Origin of the sequence: Photorhabdus namnaonensis, from assembly GCF_001684335.1 — a bacterium.
GTDB classification, from domain to species: Bacteria; Pseudomonadota; Gammaproteobacteria; order Enterobacterales; family Enterobacteriaceae; genus Photorhabdus; species Photorhabdus namnaonensis.
In genome coordinates this window covers 373,049-399,918 of sequence record NZ_LOIC01000072.1, presented here as the reverse complement: position 1 = coordinate 399,918, position 26,870 = coordinate 373,049, and the positions used below count along the sequence as shown (strand labels likewise).

The following is a 26,870-nucleotide window of genomic DNA, read 5'->3' as shown; positions in this document are numbered from 1 at the left end:
GCAGTGGCTGGTATTGGAATTAATCCTGTTGGGAAAATAATGAACGAGTATCATAATAGTTTGAAAAGTAAGGAATCCGTTAAGGATGAACGACAGCAAAAATTGCTGCCACCATCAATGTATCAGGTCATTCTTAACAATGATGATTACACTCCGATGGAGTTTGTAGTTGACGTATTACGAAAGTTCTTTTCTTATGATATTGAACGGGCAACGCAGTTAATGTTGGATGTCCACTATCAAGGGAAGGCTGTTTGTGGGGTTTATACTGCTGAAGTGGCAGAAACTAAAGCGGCTCAGGTAAATATGTATGCCAGGGAGCACGGGCATCCATTACTTTGTACGCTGGAAAAAATCTGACCAGGTATACTGATTTTAGGGGGAGGTGCCTATGCTCAACCAAGAGCTTGAACTTAGTCTTAATATTGCCTTTGCTAAAGCACGGGATAACAGACACGAGTTTATGACTGTGGAGCACCTATTGCTGGCGTTGTTAAGTAATTCATCAGCGCGTGAAGCATTGGAAGCCTGCAAGGTCAATCTGGCTCAATTGCGTAAGGAGCTGGAGAATTTTATTTCACAAACGACACCGTTGTTACCTGAAAATGATGAGCGGGAGACTCAGCCGACGTTGAGTTTTCAACGTGTTCTTCAGCGCGCGGTATTTCATGTTCAATCTTCTGGGCGTTCAGAAGTTTCTGGTGCTAATGTGCTGGTGGCTATCTTTAGCGAACAGGAGTCTCAAGCTGCCTATTTGTTGCGTAAACATGATGTTAGTCGTCTGGATGTGGTTAATTTCATTTCTCACGGAACGCAAAAAGAGGACACTGAATCGGATCATCAGGAGACAGGCTCGCAATCTGCTGAAGAGCACCCTACAGGCGAGGATCGATTGGAAAATTTCACAACTAATCTGAATCAACTCGCTCAAAGAGGGCAGATTGATCCATTGATTGGCCGTCAGGATGAGTTGGAAAGAACAATCCAGGTGTTGTGTCGTCGTCGGAAAAACAACCCATTATTAGTTGGGGAGTCGGGGGTCGGTAAAACCGCCATTGCAGAAGGGTTGGCATGGAGGATTGTGCAAAAAGATGTACCGGAGGTGATGGCTGATTGTACGATTTATTCGCTGGATATTGGTTCATTGCTGGCGGGAACTAAATATCGTGGTGATTTTGAGAAGCGCTTCAAAGCATTGTTAAAAACCCTTGAGCAGGATAAGAAAAGTATTCTATTTATAGATGAAATTCATACCATTATCGGTGCGGGCGCCGCGTCAGGGGGGCAGGTCGATGCGGCTAATCTGATTAAGCCATTGTTATCTAGTGGACGTATCAGAGTAATTGGTTCTACGACCTATCATGAGTTCAGTAATATTTTTGAAAAAGATCGGGCGTTAGCGCGTCGTTTTCAGAAGATTGATATTGTTGAGCCTTCACCCGAAGAGACGGTACAGATTATTAAAGGGTTGCGGCCAAAATATGAGGCGCACCATGATGTACGTTATACCACTAAAGCGATCCGCGCTGCGGTTGATTTATCAGTGAAATACATTACTGATCGCCACTTGCCGGATAAGGCGATCGATGTAATTGATGAAGCTGGGGCGCGTACCCGTCTGGTGCCGGTTAGTCGCCGTAAAAAAACGATTAATGTGTCGGATATTGAATTCGTCGTTGCCCGGATTGCTCGTATCCCTGAAAAAACTGTTTCTGCCAGTGATAAAGATGTCCTAAGAACACTGGATGAGCGGCTGAGAATGTTGGTATTTGGTCAGGATACTGCGATTGCGGCATTGACCGAGGCCATTAAGATGAGTCGTGCAGGGTTGGGGCAGGATAATAAACCGGTGGGTTCTTTCCTGCTTGCAGGTCCGACAGGCGTGGGGAAAACGGAAGTCACCGTACAGCTTGCTAAGGTGCTGAATATCAAATTATTGCGTTTTGATATGTCAGAATATATGGAGCGCCATACAGTAAGCCGTTTAATTGGCGCGCCGCCGGGATATGTTGGTTTTGATCAGGGAGGATTGCTTACAGATGCTGTGATTAAACATCCTCATTCAGTATTGCTGCTTGATGAGATTGAAAAAGCACATCCGGATGTATTTAACCTGTTATTGCAAGTCATGGATAACGGTACTCTGACTGATAATAACGGCCGCAAAGCGGATTTTCGTAACGTCATTTTAGTCATGACAACGAATGCGGGAGTACGTGAAACACAGCGCAAGTCCATTGGATTTAAGCAGCAGGATAACAGTTCTGATGCAATGGAAGAGATTAAGAAAGTGTTTACACCGGAATTCCGTAACCGTCTTGATGGCATCATCTGGTTTAATACGCTTTCTATCGAGGTTATTCAACAGGTAGTTGATAAGTTCATTGTCGCCCTGCAAGCACAATTGGATGACAAAGGCGTTTCGCTGGAGGTCAGTGCGGATGCTCGTCAATGGTTATGTGACAAAGGCTATGATAAAGCAATGGGTGCTCGACCAATGGCGCGGGTTATTCAGGATAGCTTGAAAAAACCGTTGGCAAATGAACTTCTGTTCGGCTCATTAGTTCACGGTGGCTCAGTAAGTATTGGTCTAGATAAGGTAAAACGCATACTGACCTACGATTTCAGCAGTGCTTATAAGCAGAAGCCGGAAGATGTAGTGCACTAATAAAGAGCGACACCACAGGTGAATACAACGTTGTTAGATACAAAGTTGCTACCTGTGGTGTAATACCTGATAAACGGTAATGAATCAGCGGCTACGGAAGACGATACGGCCTTTGCTCAGGTCATATGGGGTCAGCTCAACTGTAACCTTGTCGCCTGTCAGGATGCGGATGTAGTTTTTACGCATTTTACCTGAGATGTGAGCAGTGACTACGTGCCCGTTTTCTAATTCAACGCGGAACATAGTGTTTGGTAGCGTGTCTAGCACGGTACCTTGCATTTCAATATTGTCTTCTTTGGCCATCTAATCCTCTAAGTTTAATAACCATCGTTTTTAACGGGCAAGATAATGCCGAAAAACCCTCATTATGTAAAGGAATGTTGTATTTTAACCCGTTATTTTGCAAATGGTGCATGGTGATATTTACATTATCATCAACATGAATCGGTCAAATGTTGATTATAATTCCAGTACTTGTTGTGACCAGCAACCGGGTCTTAGTGACTGATTTCTGAATTGATAAAGATACTGAATAAATTCTTCTCTGGAGATCTCTTTTGCGCCTAATGACGCTGTGTGATGGTTAAGCACTTGGCAGTCCAGTAGTTCACCACCGTGTCGCAGAAAATGGTGATAGAAAGCAATAAGCGCACATTTGGATGCATTTTCCATTCTGCTAAACATAGACTCACCACAGAATAGTGTGCCAACGCTGACACCGTACAAGCCACCAACAATCCGCTCATTGTGCCAGACTTCTATTGAATGCGCTTGTCCTGTTTGATGTAATTTTTGATAACCTTGTTGGATATCCCTGCCTATCCATGTTCCTTCCTGCCGTTGAGCGCAGAAATAGACCACCTGTTCAAAGGCATGATTCACCGTAATACGGTATGGGTCATTGCGCAGAAACCGACGTAATGTTCGGCCGATATGCAATTCACCGGGAATGATTACCGCACGTGGATCGGGAGACCACCAAAGTGGCACTTCACTGGGTAAAAACCAAGGGAAAATGCCTTGATGGTAAGCTGCATTTAATCGTTTAGCGGATAAATCCCCTCCTACCGCCAGTAGACCATTAGGTTCCGTTAATGCTTCTTTCGGGTGAGGGAAATCATATGAATCATCATTCAGTTGAATTATTGGCATCGTGTGTTACTGCTCCGGTTCAAGACGAATCTGATGTTGCCGTTGATGAAATTGATAATAGCGACCTTGCTGGGTCAGTAATTCATCATGTTGCCCTTGTTCAATGATGGTACCGCCATCCATGACGTAAATACGATCCATATGATCAAGTCCGTACAGACGGTGGGTGACGATAATCAACGACTTATGCTGACAATGTTGACGCAGTAGAGACAGAATTTGCTGTTCAGTGTCCGCATCCAGCCCTTCAGTAGGTTCATCCAGCAACATCAGCGGCGCCGAGTGTAATAACGCTCTGGCAATTCCCAAGCGGCGTTGTTCACCACCAGACAACTGACGACCACCTTCGCCCATCCAGCAGTTTAGCCCCTCGTCGGTCTCCAGTAGATTGTTTAAACCTACCTGTTTCAGCACAGTTTCCAGTTCATTATCGGCTGCGTTTGGTTTTGCCAGTAATAAATTTTGGCGCAAAGTATGACTGAACACATGCACACGTTGTGGAACAACCGATATCATACTGCGCAGAGTGGATTCGTCATAATCAGTAATGGGATATTGATTCAGACAGATTGTGCCTGAATCAATATCCCAGGCTCGGGTCATTACTTGTAGCAAGGTGGATTTACCACAACCGGTTTTGCCTAACAGCGCGATATGTTCTCCCGCTTTCAGGGAGAGAGAAACATTTTTCAGGACGGCTATTGGCTGATCAGGATAGGTGAAACTGATATTTTTGATATCAATATTGGCTTGTGCTGAACTTTCCGGCCCTGATGTAGGAAATGTGACTTCCGGTTCTTGTTGCATCAATTGAGAAACATGGGTTGCAGAGGTAATGACTTGCCCTAGATGTTGGAATGCGGCCGTGACAGGCCCCAAGCTTTCAAACGCGGCAAGAGAACAGAAGACAAACAGTGCGATTAATGCCCCTGGTTGGTTGTTGCCTCCCACGCCGTTAGCTGCCAGCCATAAGATCAATGTGACAGTCATACCGGTGGCGAAAATCATGATTGCCTGTGACAAACCGGTCAGATTGGCTTGCTGTTGTTGACGTCTTAACCAACGTGACTCAATATCAGCCATTGACTTACGGAAACGACCAACAGCACCAAATACCATCAATTCAGCCTGCCCTTGTAACGCCGCTGTGAGTTGGGCGCGGTATTGACCACGCAGAATAGTTAGATCGCGGCCGACGGATTTACCTGCGTTATAGAATACCAATGGCAGCAGGATCAACAGCGCCAGCATAATACCGCCAAGAGTATAGGCTAATGTAAGATCCAGAAAACTAAGACCGAAAGTGAGAACTATAATAACGATAAAAGCTGATAATATCGGTGAAATCACCCGTAAATAGAGGTGATCCAATGTTTCAACGTCAGCGACTAACCGGTTTAATAATTCGCCCTGACGAAAACGAGCCATTCCTCCTGGCGAAAGCGGCAAAATTTTCTGAAAGGCAAAAACTCGTAAATGTGCCAATACCCGAAAAGTGGCGTCATGGCTAACCAACCGTTCAGCATAGCGCCCGGCAGTTCGAAGAATGGCAGAGCCACGGACACCTGCGGCCGGTAGCATATAGTTGAATGTATAACCGGCAAAACCTGCTAGTGCTGCGCCTGCAAGGAACCAGCCAGAGAGGGTCAGTAAACTGATACTGGCGAGCAGCGTAACAATGGCCAGAACCATACCTAAACTGATAAGAAACCAATGACGGCGATAGAGCGCTAGAAAAGGAAGCAATACCCGCATAACTACAGCTCCTCACTTCGATGGGATAACAGACGGGTGAACACCCCTTGAGATTGACTTAGCGTCTGGTAATCTCCCTGTTCAATGATTAACCCCTTTTCCATGACCCAAATCTGATCATATTCCAGTGTTTCTTCCAATTGGTGGGTAACTAACAGGGTCGTCTGATGATGAGATGCCTGATTGAGTGTTTCCATAACCCGTTGTTCGCTATGCGCATCCAGACTGGCGGCAGGCTCATCCAGTAATAATAATTGGCAGGGTTTTAATAGAGCACGGGCAACAGCGATACGTTGGGCCTGACCAACGGATAATCGTGCTGCATTATCACCGATGATAGTATTCAGCCCATCGGGTAAATCATGAATGAATTCGGTAACGTATGCTTGCTCCATAACCTGATGGATTTGTTGTTGATTGGCATTAGGTTGGTTCAGACGAATATTATCAAGCAAAGTCTGTTCAGGCAGATGTGGATTTTGTCCAACCCAACTCAGTTGGTTACGCCATCTCTGTAGATCCAACTCACGCAGCTCAGCGCCATTAATTTGTATTGAGCCACGATAGGGCAGGAACCCTAACAGTAAATTCAAGAGGGAGCTTTTACCTGCTCCGCTTGGGCCAACTAATGCCGCCCGCTGATTTTTCTCTATAGTAAAATTCAACGGGCCAGCGAGCCGGTTGCCATCATGGGCCAGAATTTCCAGATTATTAGCAATGATGGTCAATGAATCTTGAGGATTTAGTGTATTATCACCACCGGTAGGTTCATGTTCGCCATCACTGCTCAATAAAGTCACTAATGCTTCTGCGGCGCCGACCGCCTGTGCTTTGGCGTGATAGTAAGTGCCCAGATCGCGCAATGGTTGGAAAAATTCCGGCGCGAGGGTTAACACCAGAAAACCGGCAAACAGGGTAATGCCCATCCCGTAACTGCCAAAATTAAGTTCCCCCAGATAGGAGAAACCGAAATAGACAGCGACAATGGCAATAGAAATGGCAGCAAAAAATTCCAGCACCGCGGAAGAAAGGAATGCTAATCTCAGTACTTCCATCGTCCTGCGACGGAAGTTTTCGGTGGATTCGCTGATTTGTTGTGTTTCTGCATTGCCGCGATAAAACAGGCGCAGCGTTTCCAGCCCGCGTAGCCGATCCAAGAAATTACCGCTTAACCGGCCTAGTGCGACAAAATTACGCCGATTAGCGTCTGCGGCGCCTAAACCGACCAGTGCCATAAACAGGGGAATTAGCGGAGCCGTCGCGAATAAAATTAGCCCGGCAGCCCAGTTAACAGGGAATAGGGTGATCAGGATAAGAATAGGGATCATGACGGCAAGAGACATCTGCGGCAGATAGCGGGAGTAATAATCCTGCATATCTTCTATCTGCTCAAGGATAATGGTCGCCCAGCTACCGGCAGGTTTGCCTTTAACCCACGCCGGGCCAAGTTGTTCCAGCTTATCCAATACCATAGCGCGGATTTTCTGACGTACGACCTTGCCACAGATAAAACCGATCCGTTCCCGAATAGCGCTGATGATTGCCCGTAGAGCAAAGGTGGCTGCTAACAACCAAAATTCATTCGAGATGTGCTCGCGTGGAAGGTTATCCATGATTAAAGCTTGCAGAATTGAGGCAAGTAACCAGGCTTGAGTGATAATCAACAATCCACTGATTAAGCCGAGTAACATGGACAGGCGGAGCCAACGTTGGGCCGGGGCGCTTTGCTGTTTCAGCCAGCGAACCAATTCGTACTGTCTTGTTTTGTCCATAGAAAAAAATTCTAATCTAGCAGGTGAGGGTAATGGTGTACCAAAAGGCTGGACATATCCTATGTATCAGCATCCTGCCGATATGTTACATGTTAAAAGGCGCTACCGAAATAGCGCCTTGAAAGAAAAAGAGTTTATTTAGCGGCTAGCCCGTCTAGGAAACGTTCTGCGTCAAGGGCGGCCATACAACCTGTACCGGCGGATGTAATTGCCTGACGGTAGGTATGGTCCATAACGTCACCGGCGGCGAATACACCGGGAATTGAAGTCTGAGTGGCGTTACCCTGCAAACCGGATTGAACTTTGATGTAACCATTATCCAGATCTAATTGGCCTTCAAAGATAGCGGTATTGGGAGTATGGCCGATAGCAATGAATGTGCCGGTAACTGCTAATTCTTCTGTAGCGTCACTTTTGGTATCGCGTAGGCGAACACCGGTAACGCCCATATCATCACCGAGTACTTCATCCAGAATACGATCGGTGTGCAGGATGATATTGCCATTTTTTACTTTATCCATCAGGCGACCGATTAGGATCTTCTCTGAACGGAAAGTATCACGGCGATGAATTAGGTGAACTTCTGCTGCGATATTCGCCAGATATAAGGCTTCTTCGACGGCGGTGTTACCGCCGCCGACAACGGCGACTTTCTGGTTACGGTAAAAGAAACCATCACAGGTTGCACAGGCTGAAATACCACGTCCTTTGAATGCCTCTTCAGAAGGTAAACCTAAATAACGGGCAGAAGCGCCTGTTGCGATAATCAGTGCGTCACAGGTATATTCTTGTTCATCACCATAAAGGCGTAAAGGCCGGTTTTGCAGATCAACTTTTTGAATATGGTCAGAAATGATTTCGGTTTGGAATTTTTCAGCATGTTGATGCATGCGTTCCATTAACCCTGGGCCGGTCAGACCGTCAGGATCACCAGGCCAGTTTTCGACCTCGGTGGTTGTTGTCAACTGACCGCCTCTTTCAACCCCGGTAATAAGAACCGGATTTAAATTTGCGCGGGCAGCGTAAACCGCGGCGGTATAGCCTGCTGGACCGGAGCCAAGAATAATGAGTTTGTGGTGTTTGGCGGCGCTCATGAATACCTCATTTCCATTTATCACTTAATCGAATATCGAGCGATTGTAGGAGAAATAGGAGGGTAAAAAAAGCTAAAAGACTCATGTTACTAACGATTTTACCGATAGATATTAACTAATAATGACTTTAACCTGAGAAAAGTGTTCTTTTAGTGCTGTTTGTATTTCATTTGTTCGTTTTCAATTAATGGTAGACTATCGAAACGATTAACTGAAAATTTGTTCCACAGGTTGTTCTGATTTTTGCTCATTTACTTTGACAATCGGCTGTGCATTTGCGAAAACATCACTGTAAGAGATAATTATCCACCTCGCTAAATTCGTTTCCATAAAAATCGACATGCGGATAATCCTCTTTTGTGTAGCATTAAAAAAATGGCCTGTGAGTTGCTTTACGCTGATAGAGCGAGGCTTTAACTTTAAGACATCTTTTCCAACTCAAACTCAGAGAGATAGGGGAAAATGTTATGGGTGTAGGAAAATAAAGAGAGATCAACAAGATGATAGATAATAAAAAACGTCCGGGAAAAGATCTTGATCGCATAGATCGTAATATCCTAAATGAGCTACAAAAAGATGGGCGAATTTCTAACGTAGAACTGTCCAAACGGGTAGGTTTGTCTCCAACCCCGTGTCTGGAGCGTGTTCGTCGTCTGGAACGTCAAGGGTTTATTACTGGATACACGGCATTGCTGAATCCTCACTATTTGGATGCATCTTTGCTGGTATTTGTTGAAATTACTTTAAACCGTGGTGCTCCAGATGTTTTTGAACAATTCAATGCTGCGGTACAAAAATTGGAAGAGATTCAAGAATGTCACTTGGTTTCCGGTGATTTCGACTATCTGTTAAAAACCCGCGTACCAGACATGTCAGCTTACCGTAAGTTGCTGGGCGAAACTTTATTGCGTTTGCCAGGTGTTAATGACACCCGCACATATGTTGTAATGGAAGAAGTTAAGCAAAGCAACCGTCTGGTCATTAAGACGCGCTAAAATCTTACCAAAAATGTACAGGTGCAAAACTGGAAAAACTTAGGTACACTCCTGTTTATGCATACAGTTTCAACGCTGAGCTATCTCGGCGTTGTTCCGTTAAATCAACAGGAAACCTGGAGAGCCTTTCTTGAGCCAGGAATATACAGAAGATAAAAATATTAAGTTAAAGAGACTGAATAGTGGACGCAGGCTGTTAGAAGCTGTGTTGCTTGTTATTGTCATCCTAGCGGCTTATCTGATGGTCGCGCTTGTCAGTTTTAATCCTTCTGATCCCAGTTGGTCTCAGACTGCTTGGCACGAGCCGGTACATAATTTGGGAGGAGGGGTTGGTGCGTGGTTGGCCGATACGCTGTTTTCCGCGTTTGGTATTCTAGCTTATGCCATTCCCCCGGTGATGATATTGGGTTGTTGGACTGCTTTTAGGCAACATGATGACAGAGAATATGTCGATTTCTTCGCGCTGGCTTTGCGCGTTATTGGAGCATTGGCAATTGTCTTAACTTCATGTGGATTAGCGGCACTGAACGTTGATGATCTCCATTACTTTGCTTCCGGCGGGATTATTGGCAGTCTGTTTAGCAGCGCAATGTTGCCGTGGTTTAATGAATTGGGCGCGACTTTAGTTTTGCTGTGTATTTGGGCGATTGGGTTTACGCTATTTACGGGCTGGTCATGGTTAACTATTGCTGAAAAAACAGGGGCAGTGATTCTGGGGGCAATAGGATTTATTACCAACCGCAGCCGTAATGAACAAGAATATACGCCATACGATGAAACGGCTATTGTGCGGGAAGATCTCGCCTATGATAAAACAGAACCTGAATTCACAGCGGCTGATATTGATCATGATGATGTGCTATTTACAGCACCTTCAGCCGCAGAGTTAGCAAAAACTGAACTGGATGAACCAGAATCAGTGAAAACAGAAATCGAACAAGAGCAGCCAACGGATATTCCTACCATTAATATGGCTGATATTGATGCTGAACCTGAAATTCTGGTCAATAGATCTGATGATATTGAACAGTCTCAGACATTAGTGGAAGAGAGTGAAAAGAATAATAACGACGAACCTGTTCGTTACACATTTGAAATTCCTGCTGAGTACCATTTTGAACCTATATCTGAATCTAACCGTCAAGGGACGCCAGCATTTGAATCCGTCGGAAATAGCCAAAACAGCAGTGATGCTTTCACTTTTATGCCTGAAACAGAACCAAAAAATACAGAGCAAAAAAGTGTTATAGCAGCAACCGCCGCAACGGTTATAACAGGTAACTCTCAGGTTAAACAAGGAATCGGGCCAGAACTGCCTCGTCCTAATCCTGTCCGTATTCCAACCCGCCGTGAATTGTATGGCATCAAAGTTCCTTCACAACGTCTTGCAGAACAGCAGCGTGAAGAGGAGGCAGAACAGCAAGTAGATGGATTGGATGGCGATATTGAGGCTGATAAACAACAAGAAGCGTTGTTGCGTCAGCAGTTTCTTGAGCAACAGCGCGAGCGTTATCGTATTACGACGGATACAGAAAAACAGGCTCCAATCCACCATCCTCAAATAAGACAGAATCTATTTGAGCCGGAAAATCGGCCTTTGGTGGAAGAACGGGCTCAAGCCGCGACAGTGATTGTTAAACAGACAGTTGAGCAGTCGCAACATAAACGTTATCAGGAGCAAAGTCACCAGGAGAAAAAAGAGCTCTCGGCTCTGGAGAGTTTATCGATTTTAAATAACTTCTCGCCGGTTGAAGATTTAGTTGAAAAGGAGCCAACAGAGCCGCTGTTTATGCCTTCTGTTCAACCCGCGCCGAAAAATCAATCAGAACGGCCCACAGAAATTGCTTTTGCGTCAGCGCCTGTACACAATACTGCGCAGCAAAATAGCTTATTTCATCCGTTTTTGGTTCGTAACGATCAACCGTTGCCAAAACCAACGACACCAATGCCTTCGCTCGAACTGCTAACCAGTCCTTTAGCAGAAGAAGAACCCGTTGATATGTTTGCCCTTGAGCAAACGTCCCGTTTGATTGAAGCGCGTCTGAGTGATTATCGAGTTAAAGCTGATGTCGTGGGTTTCTCACCCGGTCCGGTAATTACCCGGTTTGAACTGGATTTGGCTCCGGGTGTTAAAGCAGCACGTATTTCCAATTTATCAAGAGACTTAGCACGTTCTCTATCCGCGGTCGCTGTGCGTATTGTTGAAGTGATTCCGGGTAAACCTTATGTTGGTTTGGAATTGCCGAATAAAAAACGTCAGACGGTCTATTTGCGTGAGGTATTGGATTGTGAAAAATTCCGCGATAATCCATCGCCGCTAACCATTGTGTTGGGTAAAGATATTGGCGGTCAGCCGGTTGTCGCTGATTTAGGTAAAATGCCGCACTTGCTGGTGGCGGGTACAACCGGTTCGGGTAAATCTGTTGGCGTCAACGCCATGATCCTCAGCATCCTCTATAAAGCAAAACCAGAGGATGTGCGCTTTATTATGATTGATCCGAAAATGTTGGAGCTATCGGTTTATGAGGGTATTCCGCACCTGCTAACCGAAGTTGTTACCGATATGAAAGATGCTGCTAATGCACTGCGCTGGTGCGTTAGTGAAATGGAGCGCCGTTATAAACTGATGTCCGCATTAGGGGTGCGTAACCTCGCGGGTTATAACGAAAAGGTTAAACAGGCAGAAGAGATGGGGCGCCCAATCCCTCACCCATTCTGGAAGCCCGGTGACAGCATGGATATTACTCATCCAGTACTGAAAAAAGAGCCATACATCGTTGTCATGGTCGATGAATTTGCTGACTTAATGATGACTGTCGGTAAAAAAGTTGAAGAGCTGATTGCCCGATTAGCACAGAAAGCGCGTGCTGCCGGTATCCATCTGGTTCTGGCGACTCAGCGTCCATCGGTCGATATAATTACCGGTCTGATTAAAGCGAATATTCCGACGCGTATTGCCTTTACAGTTTCCAGCAAAATTGATTCCCGCACCATCCTTGATCAAGGCGGTGCTGAATCCCTGTTGGGCATGGGGGATATGCTTTATCTGGCGCCAAACTCCTCGATTCCGGTGCGTGTTCATGGTGCATTTGTTCGGGATCAGGAAGTTCATGAAGTGGTGAGTGATTGGAAAGCTCGTGGTCGTCCAGAGTATATTGACAGCATTCTCAGTGGTGGTGATGATGCTGAAGGCGGCTTAGGTCTTGATAGTGATGAAGAGCTGGATGCCCTGTTTGATCAAGCGGTTCAATTCGTGACGGAAAAACGCCGAGTTTCGATTTCTGGTGTCCAGCGTCAATTCCGTATTGGTTATAACCGAGCGGCGCGTATTGTGGAACAGATGGAGGCGCAACAGATTGTCAGTGCTCCTGGTCATAATGGTAATCGTGAAGTATTGGCCCCGCCGCCACATGAGTGCTGATAGTGAATATTGAACGTTGAAGACTCTGATAATAAATCACTTGAAGTAATAACGTTGAGAAAGAAGTAATAACGCTGAGAAAGGTATCTCTTACATGAAAAAGCTGATATTGATTGGTTGTTTAATGGCTGGCATGAGTATCAATGCGGCATGGGCAGATGCCAGCCAGAATTTGCAGGATCGTTTGGGTAAAGTAAACAGTTTTCATGCCAGCTTTACTCAGACAGTCACCAGTGATGATGGGGCGACAATTCAGGAAGGTGAAGGGCAATTGTGGGTTAAGCGTCCAAACCTATTTAACTGGCATATGACATCACCTGATGAAAGCGTCTTGGTATCGGATGGTAAAACGTTGTGGTTTTATAATCCGTTTGTTGAGCAGGTAACGGCCAATTGGTTGAAAGATGCCACAGGTAATACGCCGTTTATGTTAATTACTCGTAACGATGCTAAAGATTGGTCCCAATATAAAATTAGCCAGCAAGGGAATGATTTTGAACTGACGCCGAATAATGTCGCTGGCAATCTGAAACGCTTCTCGATTACTGTCACGACGGATGGCGCTATCCAAAAATTTTCTGCCATAGAACAGGATGGACAAAAGAGTGCTTATCAATTAAAAGGGCAGCAAAATACCCATGTGGATGTGGCAAAGTTCAGTTTTACGCTACCGAAAGGCGTTACGCTGGATGATCAGCGCCAGTGAGGTTTAAGTGAACAACCTGTCACTCGATTTTTCACAAAATGAATTCCAGCCGTTGGCCGCGCGTATGCGGCCAATGACATTAGAGCAATATATCGGCCAGCAGCATTTACTGGCAGAAGGAAAACCACTTCCAAGAGCTATCCGGGCTGGACAACTTCACTCCATGATTTTATGGGGGCCGCCGGGGACGGGCAAAACAACATTAGCTGAAATTATTGGTCATTATGCTCAGGCTGATGTTGAACGGATATCTGCGGTCGCTTCCGGCATCAAAGAGATACGTGAATCGATTGAAAAGGCGCGTCAGAACCGGAATGCAGGGTGTAGAACTATCCTGTTTGTTGATGAAGTACATCGTTTTAACAAAAGCCAACAGGATGCTTTTCTGCCACACATTGAAGATGGCACGATCACCTTTATCGGTGCGACAACAGAAAACCCCTCTTTTGAATTGAATTCCGCATTACTTTCACGGGCACGGGTCTATTTGCTTAAGTCATTGACAACAGAAGAGATTGAGCAGGTACTTGATCAAGCAATGAATGATCAAGAGCGCGGTTATCACGGTCAGAATATCATTTTGCCTGAAAATACCCGTCACATGATTGCCGAGCTGGTTTCCGGCGATGCCCGTCATTCATTGAATTTGCTGGAAATGATGGCGGATATGGCAGAAACCAATGCTCAGGGAGAGAGGATTTTGACACCGGCGCTATTGAAAGAGGTCAGTGGAGAGCGAAGCGCTCGTTTTGATAATAAAGGTGATCGTTATTACGATTTGATTTCGGCTCTGCATAAATCTATACGTGGTTCTGCGCCTGACGCAGCGCTTTATTGGTATGCCCGGATCATTACCGCCGGTGGTGATCCGTTATATGTTGCCCGCCGCTTATTGGCTATTGCTTCCGAAGATGTTGGTAATGCCGATCCTCGGGGAATGCAGGTAGCCACTGCGGCGTGGGATTGTTTTACGCGTGTTGGGCCGGCAGAAGGTGAAAGAGCGATTGCTCAAGCTATTGTTTACCTTGCCTGTGCGCCGAAAAGTAACGCGGTTTATACCGCATTTAAAGCAGCGATGGCTGATGCGAAGGAAAAACCTGATTATGATGTTCCCGTCCATTTGCGCAATGCGCCGACAACATTGATGAAAGGGATGGGGCTTGGCGAAGAATATCGTTATGCTCATGACGAACTTAATGCTTACGCGGCGGGTGAAGTTTATTTTCCACCTGAGATGCGGGAAACCCGTTATTATCATCCGGCTAACCGAGGGTTAGAAAGTAAAATAGGCGATAAACTCGCCTGGCTTGCTGAACAGGATCAAAATAGCCCGATAAAACGCTATCGCTAACGTTATTGTTGCGGTAAGGTTGACGGGTAAAAATACCTTATGGCCCATCAACTTGTGTGGGCTTATTCATATCATCTATACCCTATGGATTTCAAGATGCATCGCGACGGCAAGGGAGCGAATCCCCGGGAGCATAGATAACTATGTGACCGGGGTGAGTGAGTGCAGCCAACAAAGAGGCAACTTGAAAGATAGCGGGTATAACTTAATAACGACAAGCACAGGACTAGCATGCTCGATCCAAACATACTGCGTAATGAGCTAGGCGCAGTCGCCGAAAAACTGGCTCGCAGGGGATATACCCTTGACGTGGATACGCTGCGCAAACAAGAAGAGCGCCGTAAAGTTTTACAAGTTGAAACTGAAACCCTGCAAGCAGAACGTAATTCCCGATCGAAAGCTATTGGTGCGGCAAAAGCCCGTGGTGAAGATATTGATCCACTGCGTCAGGAAGTGAACCAGTTAGGTGAAAAGTTGGATACAGCGAAATCCGAACTGGAAAAACTTCAAGCTGAAATCCGCGATGTGGCCTTAAGTATCCCTAACATTCCAGATGACTCTGTACCGGTAGGTAAAGATGAGAACGATAATTTGGAAGTGAGCCGTTGGGGTGAGCCACGTAAATATGATTTTGAAATTCAAGATCATGTTTCATTAGGTGAATTGACCAATGGTCTGGACTTTGCCGCCGCGGTTAAATTAACGGGTTCGCGTTTTGTGGTGATGAAAGGGCAAATTGCTCGTTTGCATCGGGCTTTAGCGCAATTTATGCTAAACCTCCACACAGAACAGCATGGCTATTTGGAAACTTATGTTCCCTATCTGGTTAACCATGAAACCTTATATGGTACGGGCCAATTGCCGAAATTTGGTGAAGACCTTTTCCATACCAAACCGTTGGAAGAAGAGGCGGAAAGTTATTATGCGTTGATTCCGACCGCTGAAGTTCCGATAACCAACTTGGTTCGTGGTGACATTCTGGATGAAAGTGAACTGCCGCTGAAAATGACTGCTCATACTCCTTGTTTTCGTTCAGAAGCGGGGTCTTATGGTCGTGACACCCGTGGTCTGATCCGGATGCACCAGTTTGATAAAGTTGAACTGGTTCAGATTGTTCATCCTGATGAATCAATGAATGCACTGGAATCGTTGACAGGTCACGCAGAGAAAGTACTGCAATTACTGAATCTGCCCTATCGTAAAGTCTTATTGTGTACTGGTGATATGGGTTTTAGCGCATGTAAAACTTATGATTTGGAAGTATGGTTACCGGCTCAGAACACATATCGCGAAATCTCCTCCTGCTCTAACATGTGGGATTTCCAGGCGCGTCGTATGCAAGCACGTTTCCGCGGTAAAGAGGATAAGAAAACTCAATTACTTCATACCCTGAATGGCTCTGGTTTGGCAGTTGGCCGTACTCTGGTTGCCATTATGGAAAACTATCAGCAAGCCGATGGTCGCATTGAAATTCCCGAAGTATTGCGTCCATATATGGGTGGTTTGGAATATATTGGTTAATTATTATATTAATGAAAAGCGCCAGATTTGGCGCTTTTTGCTGTCTATTTAATTAATTATAAATTTACTGAAAATAAAATTACTGGATTCAGTAAATAATAGATGTATCTTTATCTTTTAATTAACTAAAGTCGATGATTTCTCTTTACCGATAAAAATGCTACGGTAAGAGGAATAATAACTGGCGAAATATATGGGTATAGAGACTAAAAGGCCCAAGCCTAAAGTCACTATAGAAAGTACCATCATTAACCCAAAGATACTAAAGAATAATAAACCGGGCAATAAATTCTTCTTCACTACCTCCAGGCTCATTGATACGGCAGCACCAAATTTCAAATTATGAAGAACAATTAACGCTGGTGCAAACCAGGTTAAAGCAGCAGCAATAATGCTGAAGATGAACAGAATAAAGAAACTAAGAAATAATGGGGACAAATCACCCAGGAATATGTCAATAGGAATTTCACCATATTGACTAGCTAAGAAGATATTAATCACTGCACTACCGCCGGTAATAAACATTGCTATGATACCAAGGATCATAATACCAAACGATAAAGCACCAACGCCAAGTAGTGACGCAAAGTTTTTCTGAAATCCGCTGAATAACAGCCCGAATTCAAATTCTCCGGTAGTTCTCTGTTTTTCACACAGAGCAATAATGCCTCCGGCCAGTACTGAACCTAAAATCCCTGCAAATATCCCAAGGAAAGGAATAAGCTGTAAACCAGATATGATAATGAAATAAATGATACTAAGTAGTATCCACATACCCAATTTACGTTTGACGAGACTCCATGCTTGACTAATCCATTCCATACCTTCTGTGCTACTGAGGGATTGACCACCAGGGATAAATACCTCTTGATTGTTGGGTATAGTGTTGGAATTAAAATTTAGGCTCTGATTATCCATGTATTTTCCAATTTCATTATTAACTTGTAATTTATTAAATCGCTTTTTCTGTCTGAGTTTTCAAAGTTACAGTCAGCCGTAAAAAGCTGGCAAGTATAATATATTAAATTTATTAATCAACAAGTACTAAATAGGAGTAATTACCTAATGGGTGTGGTGAATTTACAAGCAATGTGTTTTAACTTGTTCAAGTGGTTTTATACTTACCTAAATAACTAAGCTATCTATGTAATATATTGCGGTTTCTATCATGGAAATTAATTAATATTTATATTTCAATGCCGATTTTCCATCATAGATTATTTAACTGGTTTATAAAAAAATTTGCTCTTGTGGTTGAAAACATCATTAAAGTTGGTTGTTTTGGGAATGGTTAACCTATTTACATCCTGATGATCCTTCTTCATGGGATATAAGCATTAATAAATTCAATTTTTGTTTTTCATTTTTCACCGATAGCTTTATTATAGACTGATTTTAAACCTGTTATTAAAAACCATTGTTTTAACTTCTGATTTTAATCGGTATAAGGTTTTAACGGTTGTTTTTACCACGCTTGATACCTGCTTTGTATTAAGTTTAATGTTGAGTATTTAAGATATCGCGGTTATTGCATAATAAACGCCACATAATAATGCTATGAGTAACAGGATACGTATATTTAATTAAATCCGTTTTTTGTATAAAAGTTTTAACCCCTTTATATTTGTGCTTTTAAATGATCATGGTAGGTTAGTTAAATGTAAAAATCGCTGATAAATGCATTAAGGTCATGGTTTTTAAAAAACTTCTTATAACCGTGCAAAATCCTCTGTTTAAACAAGTTTTATTAACGTAATTATCTGACGTTTTACCACTTTGTTAATCAATTTAAATCCCGTTTTTCCTGATGTTTTCTCTTCTAATATCAGTATAGCATCGGATTTTTTATCCATTTTAAAAAATCCTTAATCACTGTTTTTTACCTTTCATGGTTAACGCTTTTACCTGTTTTTTGTGAAAAGAGTGCTAAAAAGCATTTGCTTTATGTTCTGGGGTGAAAGTGTAAATAAATCAGGTTTAATCGGGAAAATGGCAGGAGTTTTCTCATCATAAAAAAACAAACTTTGTTTGAAATAGTAGGGTTTCTCAATGATTTCAAGGTTAAATAGCGCTTTTTTGTCTTCGTTATGATTTGCTGAAAATAAAGTGATTACTTTCAGCAAATAGTAGATGTGTTTTTTAGATAATTAAAATGTGGATGATTTATTCGTATTGATAAAAATGCTGCGGTAGGAGGAATAATAGCTAACAATAAATACCGGTATAGAGATTAGAAAACCTAAACCCAAAGTCATTACCGAGATTATGAAAATGACTGTCAAGGTGATGAAGAATAATAAACCGGGCAGTAGGTTTTTTTCCACAGCTTCCAGGCTCATTGACACGGCAGCACCAAATTTCAAATTATGAATAACGATTAATGCTGGTGCAAACCAGGTTAAAGCAGTAGCAAAGATGTTAAAAATAATCAGAACAAAAGCACCAAGGTATAATGAAGAGAGATCATTTTCGGATATATCAACAGGGATCTCACCATCTTGGCTATCTAACAATATCTGATCCATTGTACTACCGCCGATAATAAGCATTGTGATAATGCTAAGGAACATAATGCCAAACGATAAAGCACCAACGCCAAGCAGTGATGCAAAGTTTTTCTGAAATCCGCTGAATAACAATCCTAGTTTGAATTGCCCAGTCGTTCTTTGTTTTTCACACATGGTAATAATACCGCCAAGAAATACTGAACTAAAAATTCCATAAAGTATCCCAAGGAAAGGAATAAATTGGATAGCTATTGTAATGATGCAATAAATAATACCGAGTAGTATCCATATACTTAACTTATTTCTGACGAGCCACCATGATTGACCAATCCATTTCACACCTTCTGTGCTACTGAGGGACTGACCATCAGGAATAAATACCTCCTGATTGTTGGATATAGTGTTGGAATTAAAATTTAGGTTCTTATTATCCATGTATTATTCCAATTTAATTATTGATTTGTAATTTATTCAATTGCTTTTTCTGTCTGTACTTTGAAAGTCACGGTCGGACGTAAAAAGCTGGTAATTATATTATATTAATTTTATTAACCAACAAGTACTAAATAGGAGTAATTATCCAATAAAGTGGTAGATTTATAAGCAATATTTCGCTGTTTGTTTTTTAACTTGATAAAATGGTTTTATTATTACTTAAATAACTAAGCTATCTCTGTAATATATTGAATGTTATTTTATAGAACTTAATTAATATCTATATTTTCAATGCCGGTTTTTCATTATCGATTATTTAACTAGTTATGAAAAAATTTACTCTTGTGGTTGAAAGCGCTATCAAAATCGTTTCTTTTGGAAAAACAGATTGTTTAATTAACCTATTCACATCCTTATTTTCTGGGTTGTATAAGCATTAATAAATCAGTTTTTATTTTCACTGATAAGCTTTATCAAGGGAAGGTTTTACGCTGTTATTAAAAACCGTTGTTTTAATCTTAGATTTTAATTGGCATAAGGTTTTAACCATTTTTTACCACTTTTAACATCCGCTTTTTATTAAATTTAATCACTATTAAACATCATGTTTTACGTTTAACCAACATTAATCATACTTTTTTTATCTTTACTGGTTCTGTTTTACCTTTACCTTTACCTTATCTTGATAAATCAACCAGTAAATAGCATGATGATATAAAAATATACCTTTATGTTTTCTCGAATAATCCCTTTCTTTTTCAGGGCTTAAATCCAGACACATTAACCGTTTTATCCGTTTTTTATTAGGTTATTTTTATGGTTTTCTGCATAAAATAGTGGCGAGAAAACACCTTAATATCAATCTATTTGGGTAATATTCCTTTGTATGCTGATTTCTTTTCAGTTCTTTATTAATGGTTAATAGATTTAGATTAAGTGTAATTAACTACCTTTATAAAAAATTGCACTATAGTTAAATATTCCTGCCACATAAAAACCTTAATCTCTCTGTGTTCGTGCTTTTAAATGGTTATGGCAGTTTAAATAAATGTAAAATGATCGGGGGGATAAAATCGTCGATAAATGCATTAAACACGACGGGGAATAGGCTGTTTTTAGCGCCTGTACTTTTTTAAAATCTGGCATTAATGATATTAAAATCAAGGCCCATTTCTTTAATAGTTTTTAATATTGTCAAAATTTTTTATTTTTTGCGGTTAATCTGGTTAATCTAAGGGTTTTCTGGCCCATTTTAATGATTTATCTGATTTTTCGAAAGCGTATTACGACTATGTAAAATCTTTTGTTTAAGCAAGTTTACTTAATGCGGGATTTATCATTTTGCCACTTTATTAATCAATTTAAACCTTGTTTTTCCTGATGTTTTTTCTTCCAATATGAGTATAACTTTGGATTTTTTTACTCGTTTTAAATGATCCTTAAATGGTTGATGCTTTGAGGTAAAAATTCAACCTATAATGGCAATCAAACGGGGTTAAGAGGGAAAAATGGCAGGAGTTTTCCCATCATAAAAAAACAAACCTCGTTTTAAATAGCGAGGCTTGCCAACCTAAATATCTTTTAGCCGATTAAAATGTTGATGATTTCTCCTTACCGATAAAAATGCTGCGATAAGAGGAGTAATAACTAACTAAAAGTATTGGTATAGAGATGAGAAAACCTAAACCAAAAGTCATTATCGAGATTATGAAGATGATCGCGGAGGTGATAAAGAATAATAAACCGGGTAATAGATTCTTTCTCACTGCGGCTAAACTCATTGATATGGCAGCATCAAATTTCAGATTATGGATGACAATTAGTGCTGGCGCAAACCAAGTCAATGCGGCATTCACAATTAAGAAAACCATCAGAATAAAGAGACTAAGAAGTAATGAAGATAGGCCATTTTCAAGCATTTCGGCTGAGATTTCACCATGCTGAACGGCTAATAGGATATGAAGTACGGCACTACCACCGCCAATAAACAGTGCGATAACACCGAGGAGTATGATACCAAGCGTTAAAGCGCCAACGCCGAGCAGTGACGCAAAGTTTTTCTGGAATCCGTTGAATAACAGCCCCAGTTCGAATTCTCCGGTAGTTCTCTGTTTTTCGCACACAGCAATTATACCGCCGATAAATACTGGGTTCAAAAGCCCTGCAAATATTCCAATAAAAGGTATAAGCACGAAACCAGCTATACATATAGAATAGATAATATAGAGTAGTATCCACATGCCCCATTTATCCTTGGCGAGTTGCCATGCTTGACCAATCCATTTCACACCTTCTGTGCTATTGAGGGACTGACCATCAGGAATAAATATTTCCTGACTGTCGTCAGGCATAACATTGGAGTTTGAGTTTAGATTTTTATTGTCCATATAATTTTCCAATTAAGTTTGTTGATTCATAATATTTTAAATCGCTTTTTTGGCTGCACCTCGGAAGATGCAGTCAGATTGAGAGATTAGGTAAACATATTATATTAATTCCATTATTCAACAAGTGTTAAATATAAGTGACGACCAGAAAATATAAATAATTTCCTACAAATTGTTGCTAATTGTTTTTAGTTGTATCAAATTGATAATAATTGTAACAAAGTGTTTCAATGTTAACTGATGGCTGAATTTAATTAACTTCTAACCCATATGATCGGAATAATTTTAATTCCATCGGGTGTTTTTTTCTGTAGAATGGAAATCTCTACTAATAGTTAGTAGTTGGCATTTTAACGTTAAGAAGGAGCACATATGTCAGATTTAATCTATTTAACCTTAAAGGGCCGTAAGCAGGGATTGATATCGGCAGGTTGTTCATCGATAGATTCAATAGGAAATAAAGGTCAGTTAGATCGTAAAGATCAGATATTCATATATAACCTTAATCACTCTTTAACTTGGGATCAGTATGCCAGGCACCATCCGATAACATTTAAAAAGCCTGTTGATAAATCGTCACCGCTTTTGGGAATAGCGATGTCAGAAAATGAAATATTGGACGGTATCTTTGATATTTACAGAGCGAGTCAATTCGGGATTCAGGAATTGTATTACACTATAAAGGTAATTGAGGCGACGATAGTTGATTTAGCTGTTTATCACCCCCATTCGATAACACATGCTGGCGCACAGCCGCAGGAAACGATATCTTTACGTTATAAGAGTATCACATGGACTCATCATATAGCAGGGACAAGTGCTTATAGTATTTGGGATGATCGCGTTTATTAATTTATTTTCCGGTAAAATAACACTATTTTACCGGCAAAATTACCATTTGTTTTTCCTATAATGTTTGCCGCATGCGATCATAAATGTAATGGTACACAAGAAAGATAGTATAAAAGAAGTGTATAGCATAAAATCATTATCTGATGTGGATACACTAAGAAATGGAATTTGACCAGTATAGGCAACATTTAGATGAAAAATATTAGACGCCATCATAAGTAATATAGCTAAAAGGTTAATGTAAACATCATAGGGAATTAAAAGTTTCTTAAAAGCACAATATAATGGATAGAGTGCAAGTAAAGAAAAAATAATATATAAATAGTCTATCATTCTATATCTTCCTTCAATATGATCTATATTGCCCAAAAATGGTATTTGCGTCACCGAAAATCTCTAAAGCTATCTCTTTGTAATTCATCGTTTCTATACCTCGTCGTTTTAAGCCAATAAGCAGATCAGCATTTATATACCGATATAATCTTTGATTGTCTGGTTCAAGCTTATAACCAAAAAAACCATTAATAGACATACCAACATCAACCGATGTATATACCACATCAGCATTGCGCTTATCCATTCCAAAAACTTTTTCTCCAACCCCTTCATAGATGAATTTAACTGGCCCAGTATAGCTTTCGCGATAAAGGATATAATAACCACTTTCAACAATATTATTGAAGCCATGAGCCATCAATGGTGCTCCAAGTGCTGCTCCAACACCGCTATCAATAGCAAGAAATCCACCAATGAGTTGTATACTGCCAGATACAAATCCAATCCATGAGACAATCAAATTAACTGTCTCATTATTCCTACTTTTAGCATTTTCACTGTTTATCTTTTTCTTTACAACAATGGCTTGCCTTACACTCTTTTGAGAAAGCATTGAATCTTGCTCTTCTAATGATCGGATTTCTTCGTCTAATAAAGCTATTGCTTCAGAGATTGAGATCTCCCCGGTATTTATCTTTGATGTGTTTTCTTGGCAATAAGCCATGACTTCACCGATAAAATGGTCTTTGGCCAGACTCCATTTTACATATTTATCGGCAACTCGGTTCATAAGCATCATCAACTCATTTTGTTTATCCATTTGAATTTTTAGGAGTTTTCTTTCTTCATTGGTACTGTTATCCAAGTATCCTCTAGCCGAAGGATTTCTTTCGTAAAATTCATCTAAAGCATCCATAATGAGTAACCTGTTTCTTTGAAATTTAGTTTAACATAGCGTTATGTACTAAAAGTATACAGTTGAAATTATAAGTCAAGGTTTATTTTTACTTGTAAGGATACTTTTTTAGCGTGTTTTAGGACGTAGGATTATTAGAAAAATTCATTATAAATTTTCTTCAATGAAAATACTAATTTCTTTATTTATTTTCTGGATGTATTTTTGCATTTAAGAAAAGTATGATGTAATTATTTTTCTATAAATTAATGCTTTGATTTTTTTCGATGTTTGATAAGCTTATTATTATTAGCGTTGTTGTGAATATAATGTTTCCTCGTTTTTTCTTTTCTGATATTTGATTCTTTAGGCTCTTATATTAATGCACTCGGTAAAGACCTGCCTGAGAAAATATGGCAAGATGTTTTTGGTAACTTGGTTGCGGGTTTTCCAGCGAGATTATAGCTTTGATAATAAGTGGCGATGACTAACTGATAAGACAGAGAAACGATTGTGGTAAAGAAAGAAAAACAACGGCCTCATCATGATGCATTATTTAAACATTTTTTAACGCGGCCCGAAACGGCCAGAGAATTTTTATCCCTTTATCTGCCCGAAGAGATCCAGTCGTTGTGTGATTTAGCCACATTGAAACTGGAACCCGGCAGTTTTGTGGACCGGCATTTACGTCAACTGCACAGTGATGTGCTCTACTCGGTTGAAACGGTTCGGGGACAGGGCTATATCTATTGTCTGATTGAACATCAGTCCACCCCTGACCCGTTGATGGCCTGGCGGCTGATGTATTATGCCATGTCAGCTATGGAGGCTCACCTGAAAAAAGGTCATACTGAACTCCCTTTGGTGGCGCCGCTGCTGTTTTATCATGGGGAGGTTCGGCCGTATCCTTACACAAACTGGTGGCTGGATTGTTTTACGCTACCCGAACAGGCTGCCCGCTTATACTGCCAGGCGTTTCCGTTGGTGGACGTCAGTGTACTCAGCGATGAAGAGATCCTGACGCATAAAGGGGTTGCCCTGCTGGAGCTGGTGCAAAAACATATTCGCTGCCGGGATATGCAGGAATGGCTTCTCCAATTGGTGGAACTCTTGAATGCGGGTTATAATACAACCGAGCAGCGCAATGTGGTGTTACGCTATATTTTACTGAATGGACATACGCCGGATCTCTCCCAATTTGTCCATCAACTGATTGAACAATCTCCGGAGCATGAAACGATGTTGATGACTATTGCAGAACAGCTTGAACAAAAAGGGCGCGAGCAAGGCCGAATAGAAGGTCGAACAGAAGGTCGAACAGAAGGTCGAGCTGAAGGTAGAAAGGAAGGTCGAGCTGAGGGTCGAGTTGAGGGCAGAGCTGAAGGTCGAGTTGAGGGCAGAGCTGAAGGTCGAGTTGAAGGCCGAGTTGAAGGTAGGGAGGAAGGTAAACTGGAAACGGCTTGTGCCTTATTACGGCATGGCGTCAGTCTGGACATTATTGTCACCAGTACCGGACTGAGCCGGGATAAAATTGAAGCGTTAAAGCATTAAATTAATTTTCTCTTTCACAGAAAAATGCCGATATTCAAGATCGGCATTTTTGTTCTTATTCAGGATGATGGCTATACAGGGGACTTTTACATTTGCCTGGCGAAGCTGAAATCAGACTGAAACAACTTCATAGGGGCGACATGACACTCTAAGAGCATGGGGAACGCGATTAGGTGAGTTGTTTGTGGAAACATGACTCGTTCTGTTTCGTCGAAACCTCAATTTGTTGTAAGGTATCAAAATTTACAAATTCTGATACTGGGGAACTTGCCACATAATGCAATGATTAAAAGCCATTGATATTATGAAGGTGTTATTGCAACTTTAAAATGCCGTTTCTGGAATGAAAAAATGGGGTGATTAGCTTTATCTTCTGAGGCGACCTCTTGCTGTTTTAATGAGTCGGATGATGAGCTATTAATAATTTCAATTTGGTGATGAGTGAATGATTTGACTTCATTCTGAAATTTCATTCTTAAAATATTATCTTTAATAAATTTTGCTGAAGATAATGCTGACTCATTTACCAACCTAGCTGCAAGACCACTCATTGTTGAATAATATTCACTGCTTCTATTACGATCTTTGCTTAATTTGAAGTCCATTTTTAATAAACCCTTTCATCCAAAATACTATAATCCACTTGTGCATACTGTTTGATCCTGGCAAGCTAGGGTTCGATATTTAAGACGGTTTTTCCTTCTGTTTTTAAACGTCATTTCAGAGATGGAAATTAAATAATCTAGTTAATACATAACTTTATGACCATAACTTTCCAAAATATTTTTAACTCTCTCTATTGTCTCTTTTGCAGGTGGTTTCACTCCTTCTAATTGATATTTCTCGCCCATAGTAATCCATTTATGTTTACCGAGTTCGTGATAAGGCAGAAGCTCGATTTTTTCAATATTTTTCATATCTTGGGTAAATTCACCTAGCCTATGAACAGATTCATTATCATCGGACCAACCTGGAACCACGACGTAACGGATCCAGGTTTTTTGGTTACGTTTAGCCAAATAACGGGCAAATTCCAAGGTGCGATGATTTGAAACACCGACTAATTTCTGATGGATTTCATCATTAAGTTGCTTCAAATCGAGCATAACGAGATCGGTTGCATCCATCAATTCATCAATAACCGGACCATAGCGGCGGACAAATCCATTAGTATCAAGACAAGTATGAATACCTTCGGCACGACAGGCTCGGAACCAGTCACGTGCAAATTCAGCTTGAAGAACTGCTTCGCCACCCGATGCAGTAACACCTCCACCGGAAGCGTTCATAAAGTGACGATAGGTTGTCGCTTCTTTTATCAACTCTTCAACAGTCACGTCTTTGCCGCCGTGGGTATCCCATGTGTCGCGGTTATGGCAATAGAGGCAGCGCATCAGGCAGCCCTGAAAGAAGACAATAAACCGAATACCGGGGCCATCAACAGTGCCACAGGATTCGAAAGAGTGGATACGACCAAGTACCGACATAACAGGTTTGCTCCAAAACTGGCAGGATAAGCGAATAGAGGCCCC

At 41.5% G+C, this 26,870-nt stretch carries 20 protein-coding genes; 9 read left to right on the top strand and 11 right to left on the bottom strand.

Annotated elements, in window-relative coordinates; translation table 11 throughout:
• Window positions 1-39 precede the first annotated feature (39 nt).
• Complete coding sequence (gene clpS, locus Phpb_RS14165) at window positions 40-360, top strand: ATP-dependent Clp protease adapter ClpS (RefSeq protein ID WP_065390927.1); 321 nt, start codon at window positions 40-42, stop codon at window positions 358-360.
• Window positions 361-391: 31 nt separating this feature from the next.
• A complete protein-coding gene (clpA, locus tag Phpb_RS14160; RefSeq protein ID WP_065390887.1) occupies window positions 392-2,668 on the top strand; it encodes an ATP-dependent Clp protease ATP-binding subunit ClpA in 2,277 nt (758 codons plus the stop codon).
• An 84-nt stretch (window positions 2,669-2,752) separates the two neighbouring features.
• Here the strand turns inward: clpA and infA are convergent, their stop codons facing one another.
• The 5 genes from infA to trxB form a co-directional block, all read right to left on the bottom strand.
• On the bottom strand, window positions 2,753-2,971 hold the full coding sequence (gene infA, locus Phpb_RS14155; protein WP_002211347.1) for a translation initiation factor IF-1: 219 nt from the start codon (window positions 2,969-2,971) through the stop codon (window positions 2,753-2,755).
• Between the two features lie 156 nt (window positions 2,972-3,127).
• Entirely contained in the window at window positions 3,128-3,820 is a 693-nt protein-coding gene (gene aat / locus Phpb_RS14150; protein WP_065390886.1) for a leucyl/phenylalanyl-tRNA--protein transferase, read from the bottom strand.
• A gap of 6 nt (window positions 3,821-3,826) precedes the next feature.
• Window positions 3,827-5,575, bottom strand: a complete 1,749-nt coding sequence (gene cydC / locus Phpb_RS14145) for a heme ABC transporter ATP-binding protein/permease CydC (protein ID WP_065390885.1) — start codon at window positions 5,573-5,575, stop codon at window positions 3,827-3,829.
• Between the two features lie 2 nt (window positions 5,576-5,577).
• Window positions 5,578-7,347, bottom strand: coding sequence for a heme ABC transporter permease/ATP-binding protein CydD (cydD, locus tag Phpb_RS14140; RefSeq protein ID WP_065390884.1), 1,770 nt, complete (start codon window positions 7,345-7,347; stop codon window positions 5,578-5,580).
• Between the two features lie 134 nt (window positions 7,348-7,481).
• The gene (trxB, locus tag Phpb_RS14135) at window positions 7,482-8,441 is read right to left on the bottom strand and encodes a thioredoxin-disulfide reductase (protein ID WP_065390883.1); all 960 of its coding nucleotides are present in this window, start codon (window positions 8,439-8,441) and stop codon (window positions 7,482-7,484) included.
• 500 nt (window positions 8,442-8,941) lie between these two features.
• Here trxB and lrp point away from each other — a divergent pair, with 500 nt between their 5' ends.
• The 5 genes from lrp (at window position 8,942) to serS (ending at window position 16,435) form a co-directional block, all read left to right on the top strand.
• Complete coding sequence (gene lrp, locus Phpb_RS14130) at window positions 8,942-9,436, top strand: leucine-responsive transcriptional regulator Lrp (RefSeq protein ID WP_011145896.1); 495 nt, start codon at window positions 8,942-8,944, stop codon at window positions 9,434-9,436.
• A 130-nt stretch (window positions 9,437-9,566) separates the two neighbouring features.
• Window positions 9,567-12,857: a DNA translocase FtsK 4TM domain-containing protein gene (locus Phpb_RS14125; protein ID WP_065390882.1), complete on the top strand. Its 3,291-nt coding sequence runs from the start codon at window positions 9,567-9,569 to the stop codon at window positions 12,855-12,857.
• 94 nt (window positions 12,858-12,951) lie between these two features.
• Window positions 12,952-13,563: an outer membrane lipoprotein periplasmic chaperone LolA gene (lolA, locus tag Phpb_RS14120; protein ID WP_065390881.1), complete on the top strand. Its 612-nt coding sequence runs from the start codon at window positions 12,952-12,954 to the stop codon at window positions 13,561-13,563.
• 7 nt (window positions 13,564-13,570) lie between these two features.
• A complete protein-coding gene (locus tag Phpb_RS14115) occupies window positions 13,571-14,914 on the top strand; it encodes a replication-associated recombination protein A (RefSeq protein ID WP_065390880.1) in 1,344 nt (447 codons plus the stop codon).
• 231 nt (window positions 14,915-15,145) lie between these two features.
• The gene (gene serS, locus Phpb_RS14110; RefSeq protein ID WP_065390879.1) at window positions 15,146-16,435 is read left to right on the top strand and encodes a serine--tRNA ligase; all 1,290 of its coding nucleotides are present in this window, start codon (window positions 15,146-15,148) and stop codon (window positions 16,433-16,435) included.
• A gap of 117 nt (window positions 16,436-16,552) precedes the next feature.
• On the opposite strand, the gene Phpb_RS14105 is transcribed toward serS, so the two are convergent.
• The 3 genes from Phpb_RS14105 to Phpb_RS14095 form a co-directional block, all read right to left on the bottom strand.
• Window positions 16,553-17,353: a BPSS1780 family membrane protein gene (locus Phpb_RS14105; protein WP_065390878.1), complete on the bottom strand. Its 801-nt coding sequence runs from the start codon at window positions 17,351-17,353 to the stop codon at window positions 16,553-16,555.
• Window positions 17,354-18,582: 1,229 nt separating this feature from the next.
• Entirely contained in the window at window positions 18,583-19,377 is a 795-nt protein-coding gene (locus Phpb_RS14100) for a BPSS1780 family membrane protein (RefSeq protein ID WP_065390877.1), read from the bottom strand.
• Between the two features lie 1,589 nt (window positions 19,378-20,966).
• Window positions 20,967-21,764 carry a BPSS1780 family membrane protein gene (locus tag Phpb_RS14095; RefSeq protein ID WP_065390876.1) on the bottom strand — a complete coding sequence of 266 codons (798 nt, stop codon included), beginning with the start codon at window positions 21,762-21,764 and terminating at the stop codon, window positions 20,967-20,969.
• A 372-nt stretch (window positions 21,765-22,136) separates the two neighbouring features.
• On the opposite strand from Phpb_RS14095, the gene Phpb_RS14090 reads away from it, so the two are divergent.
• Window positions 22,137-22,616 carry an Hcp family type VI secretion system effector gene (locus Phpb_RS14090; RefSeq protein WP_065390875.1) on the top strand — a complete coding sequence of 160 codons (480 nt, stop codon included), beginning with the start codon at window positions 22,137-22,139 and terminating at the stop codon, window positions 22,614-22,616.
• 346 nt (window positions 22,617-22,962) lie between these two features.
• On the opposite strand, the gene Phpb_RS14080 is transcribed toward Phpb_RS14090, so the two are convergent.
• Window positions 22,963-23,808 (bottom strand): DUF4225 domain-containing protein, encoded by an 846-nt coding sequence (locus tag Phpb_RS14080; protein WP_065390874.1) that lies wholly within the window; start codon window positions 23,806-23,808, stop codon window positions 22,963-22,965.
• A 492-nt stretch (window positions 23,809-24,300) separates the two neighbouring features.
• Here Phpb_RS14080 and Phpb_RS14075 point away from each other — a divergent pair, with 492 nt between their 5' ends.
• Window positions 24,301-25,338: an Rpn family recombination-promoting nuclease/putative transposase gene (locus Phpb_RS14075; RefSeq protein ID WP_065390873.1), complete on the top strand. Its 1,038-nt coding sequence runs from the start codon at window positions 24,301-24,303 to the stop codon at window positions 25,336-25,338.
• 302 nt (window positions 25,339-25,640) lie between these two features.
• On the opposite strand, the gene Phpb_RS14070 is transcribed toward Phpb_RS14075, so the two are convergent.
• Window positions 25,641-25,943 (bottom strand): hypothetical protein, encoded by a 303-nt coding sequence (locus tag Phpb_RS14070; protein WP_065390872.1) that lies wholly within the window; start codon window positions 25,941-25,943, stop codon window positions 25,641-25,643.
• Window positions 25,944-26,084: 141 nt separating this feature from the next.
• Window positions 26,085-26,825, bottom strand: coding sequence for a pyruvate formate lyase 1-activating protein (pflA, locus tag Phpb_RS14065; RefSeq protein WP_065390871.1), 741 nt, complete (start codon window positions 26,823-26,825; stop codon window positions 26,085-26,087).
• Window positions 26,826-26,870: the final 45 nt, after the last annotated feature.

Bases quoted from the DNA above. Each gene is read 5' to 3' on its own strand.
- clpS (WP_065390927.1), top strand. From the start codon at position 40: ATGAACGAGTATCATAATAGTTTGAAAAGTAAGGAATCCGTTAAGGAT.
- clpA (WP_065390887.1), top strand. From the start codon at position 392: ATGCTCAACCAAGAGCTTGAACTTAGTCTTAATATTGCCTTTGCTAAA.
- infA (WP_002211347.1), bottom strand. From the start codon at position 2,971: ATGGCCAAAGAAGACAATATTGAAATGCAAGGTACCGTGCTAGACACG.
- aat (WP_065390886.1), bottom strand. From the start codon at position 3,820: ATGCCAATAATTCAACTGAATGATGATTCATATGATTTCCCTCACCCG.
- cydC (WP_065390885.1), bottom strand. From the start codon at position 5,575: ATGCGGGTATTGCTTCCTTTTCTAGCGCTCTATCGCCGTCATTGGTTT.
- cydD (WP_065390884.1), bottom strand. From the start codon at position 7,347: ATGGACAAAACAAGACAGTACGAATTGGTTCGCTGGCTGAAACAGCAA.
- trxB (WP_065390883.1), bottom strand. From the start codon at position 8,441: ATGAGCGCCGCCAAACACCACAAACTCATTATTCTTGGCTCCGGTCCA.
- lrp (WP_011145896.1), top strand. From the start codon at position 8,942: ATGATAGATAATAAAAAACGTCCGGGAAAAGATCTTGATCGCATAGAT.
- lolA (WP_065390881.1), top strand. From the start codon at position 12,952: ATGAAAAAGCTGATATTGATTGGTTGTTTAATGGCTGGCATGAGTATC.
- serS (WP_065390879.1), top strand. From the start codon at position 15,146: ATGCTCGATCCAAACATACTGCGTAATGAGCTAGGCGCAGTCGCCGAA.
- Phpb_RS14105 (WP_065390878.1), bottom strand. From the start codon at position 17,353: ATGGATAATCAGAGCCTAAATTTTAATTCCAACACTATACCCAACAAT.
- Phpb_RS14100 (WP_065390877.1), bottom strand. From the start codon at position 19,377: ATGGATAATAAGAACCTAAATTTTAATTCCAACACTATATCCAACAAT.
- Phpb_RS14095 (WP_065390876.1), bottom strand. From the start codon at position 21,764: ATGGACAATAAAAATCTAAACTCAAACTCCAATGTTATGCCTGACGAC.
- Phpb_RS14090 (WP_065390875.1), top strand. From the start codon at position 22,137: ATGTCAGATTTAATCTATTTAACCTTAAAGGGCCGTAAGCAGGGATTG.
- Phpb_RS14080 (WP_065390874.1), bottom strand. From the start codon at position 23,808: ATGGATGCTTTAGATGAATTTTACGAAAGAAATCCTTCGGCTAGAGGA.
- Phpb_RS14070 (WP_065390872.1), bottom strand. From the start codon at position 25,943: ATGGACTTCAAATTAAGCAAAGATCGTAATAGAAGCAGTGAATATTAT.
- pflA (WP_065390871.1), bottom strand. From the start codon at position 26,825: ATGTCGGTACTTGGTCGTATCCACTCTTTCGAATCCTGTGGCACTGTT.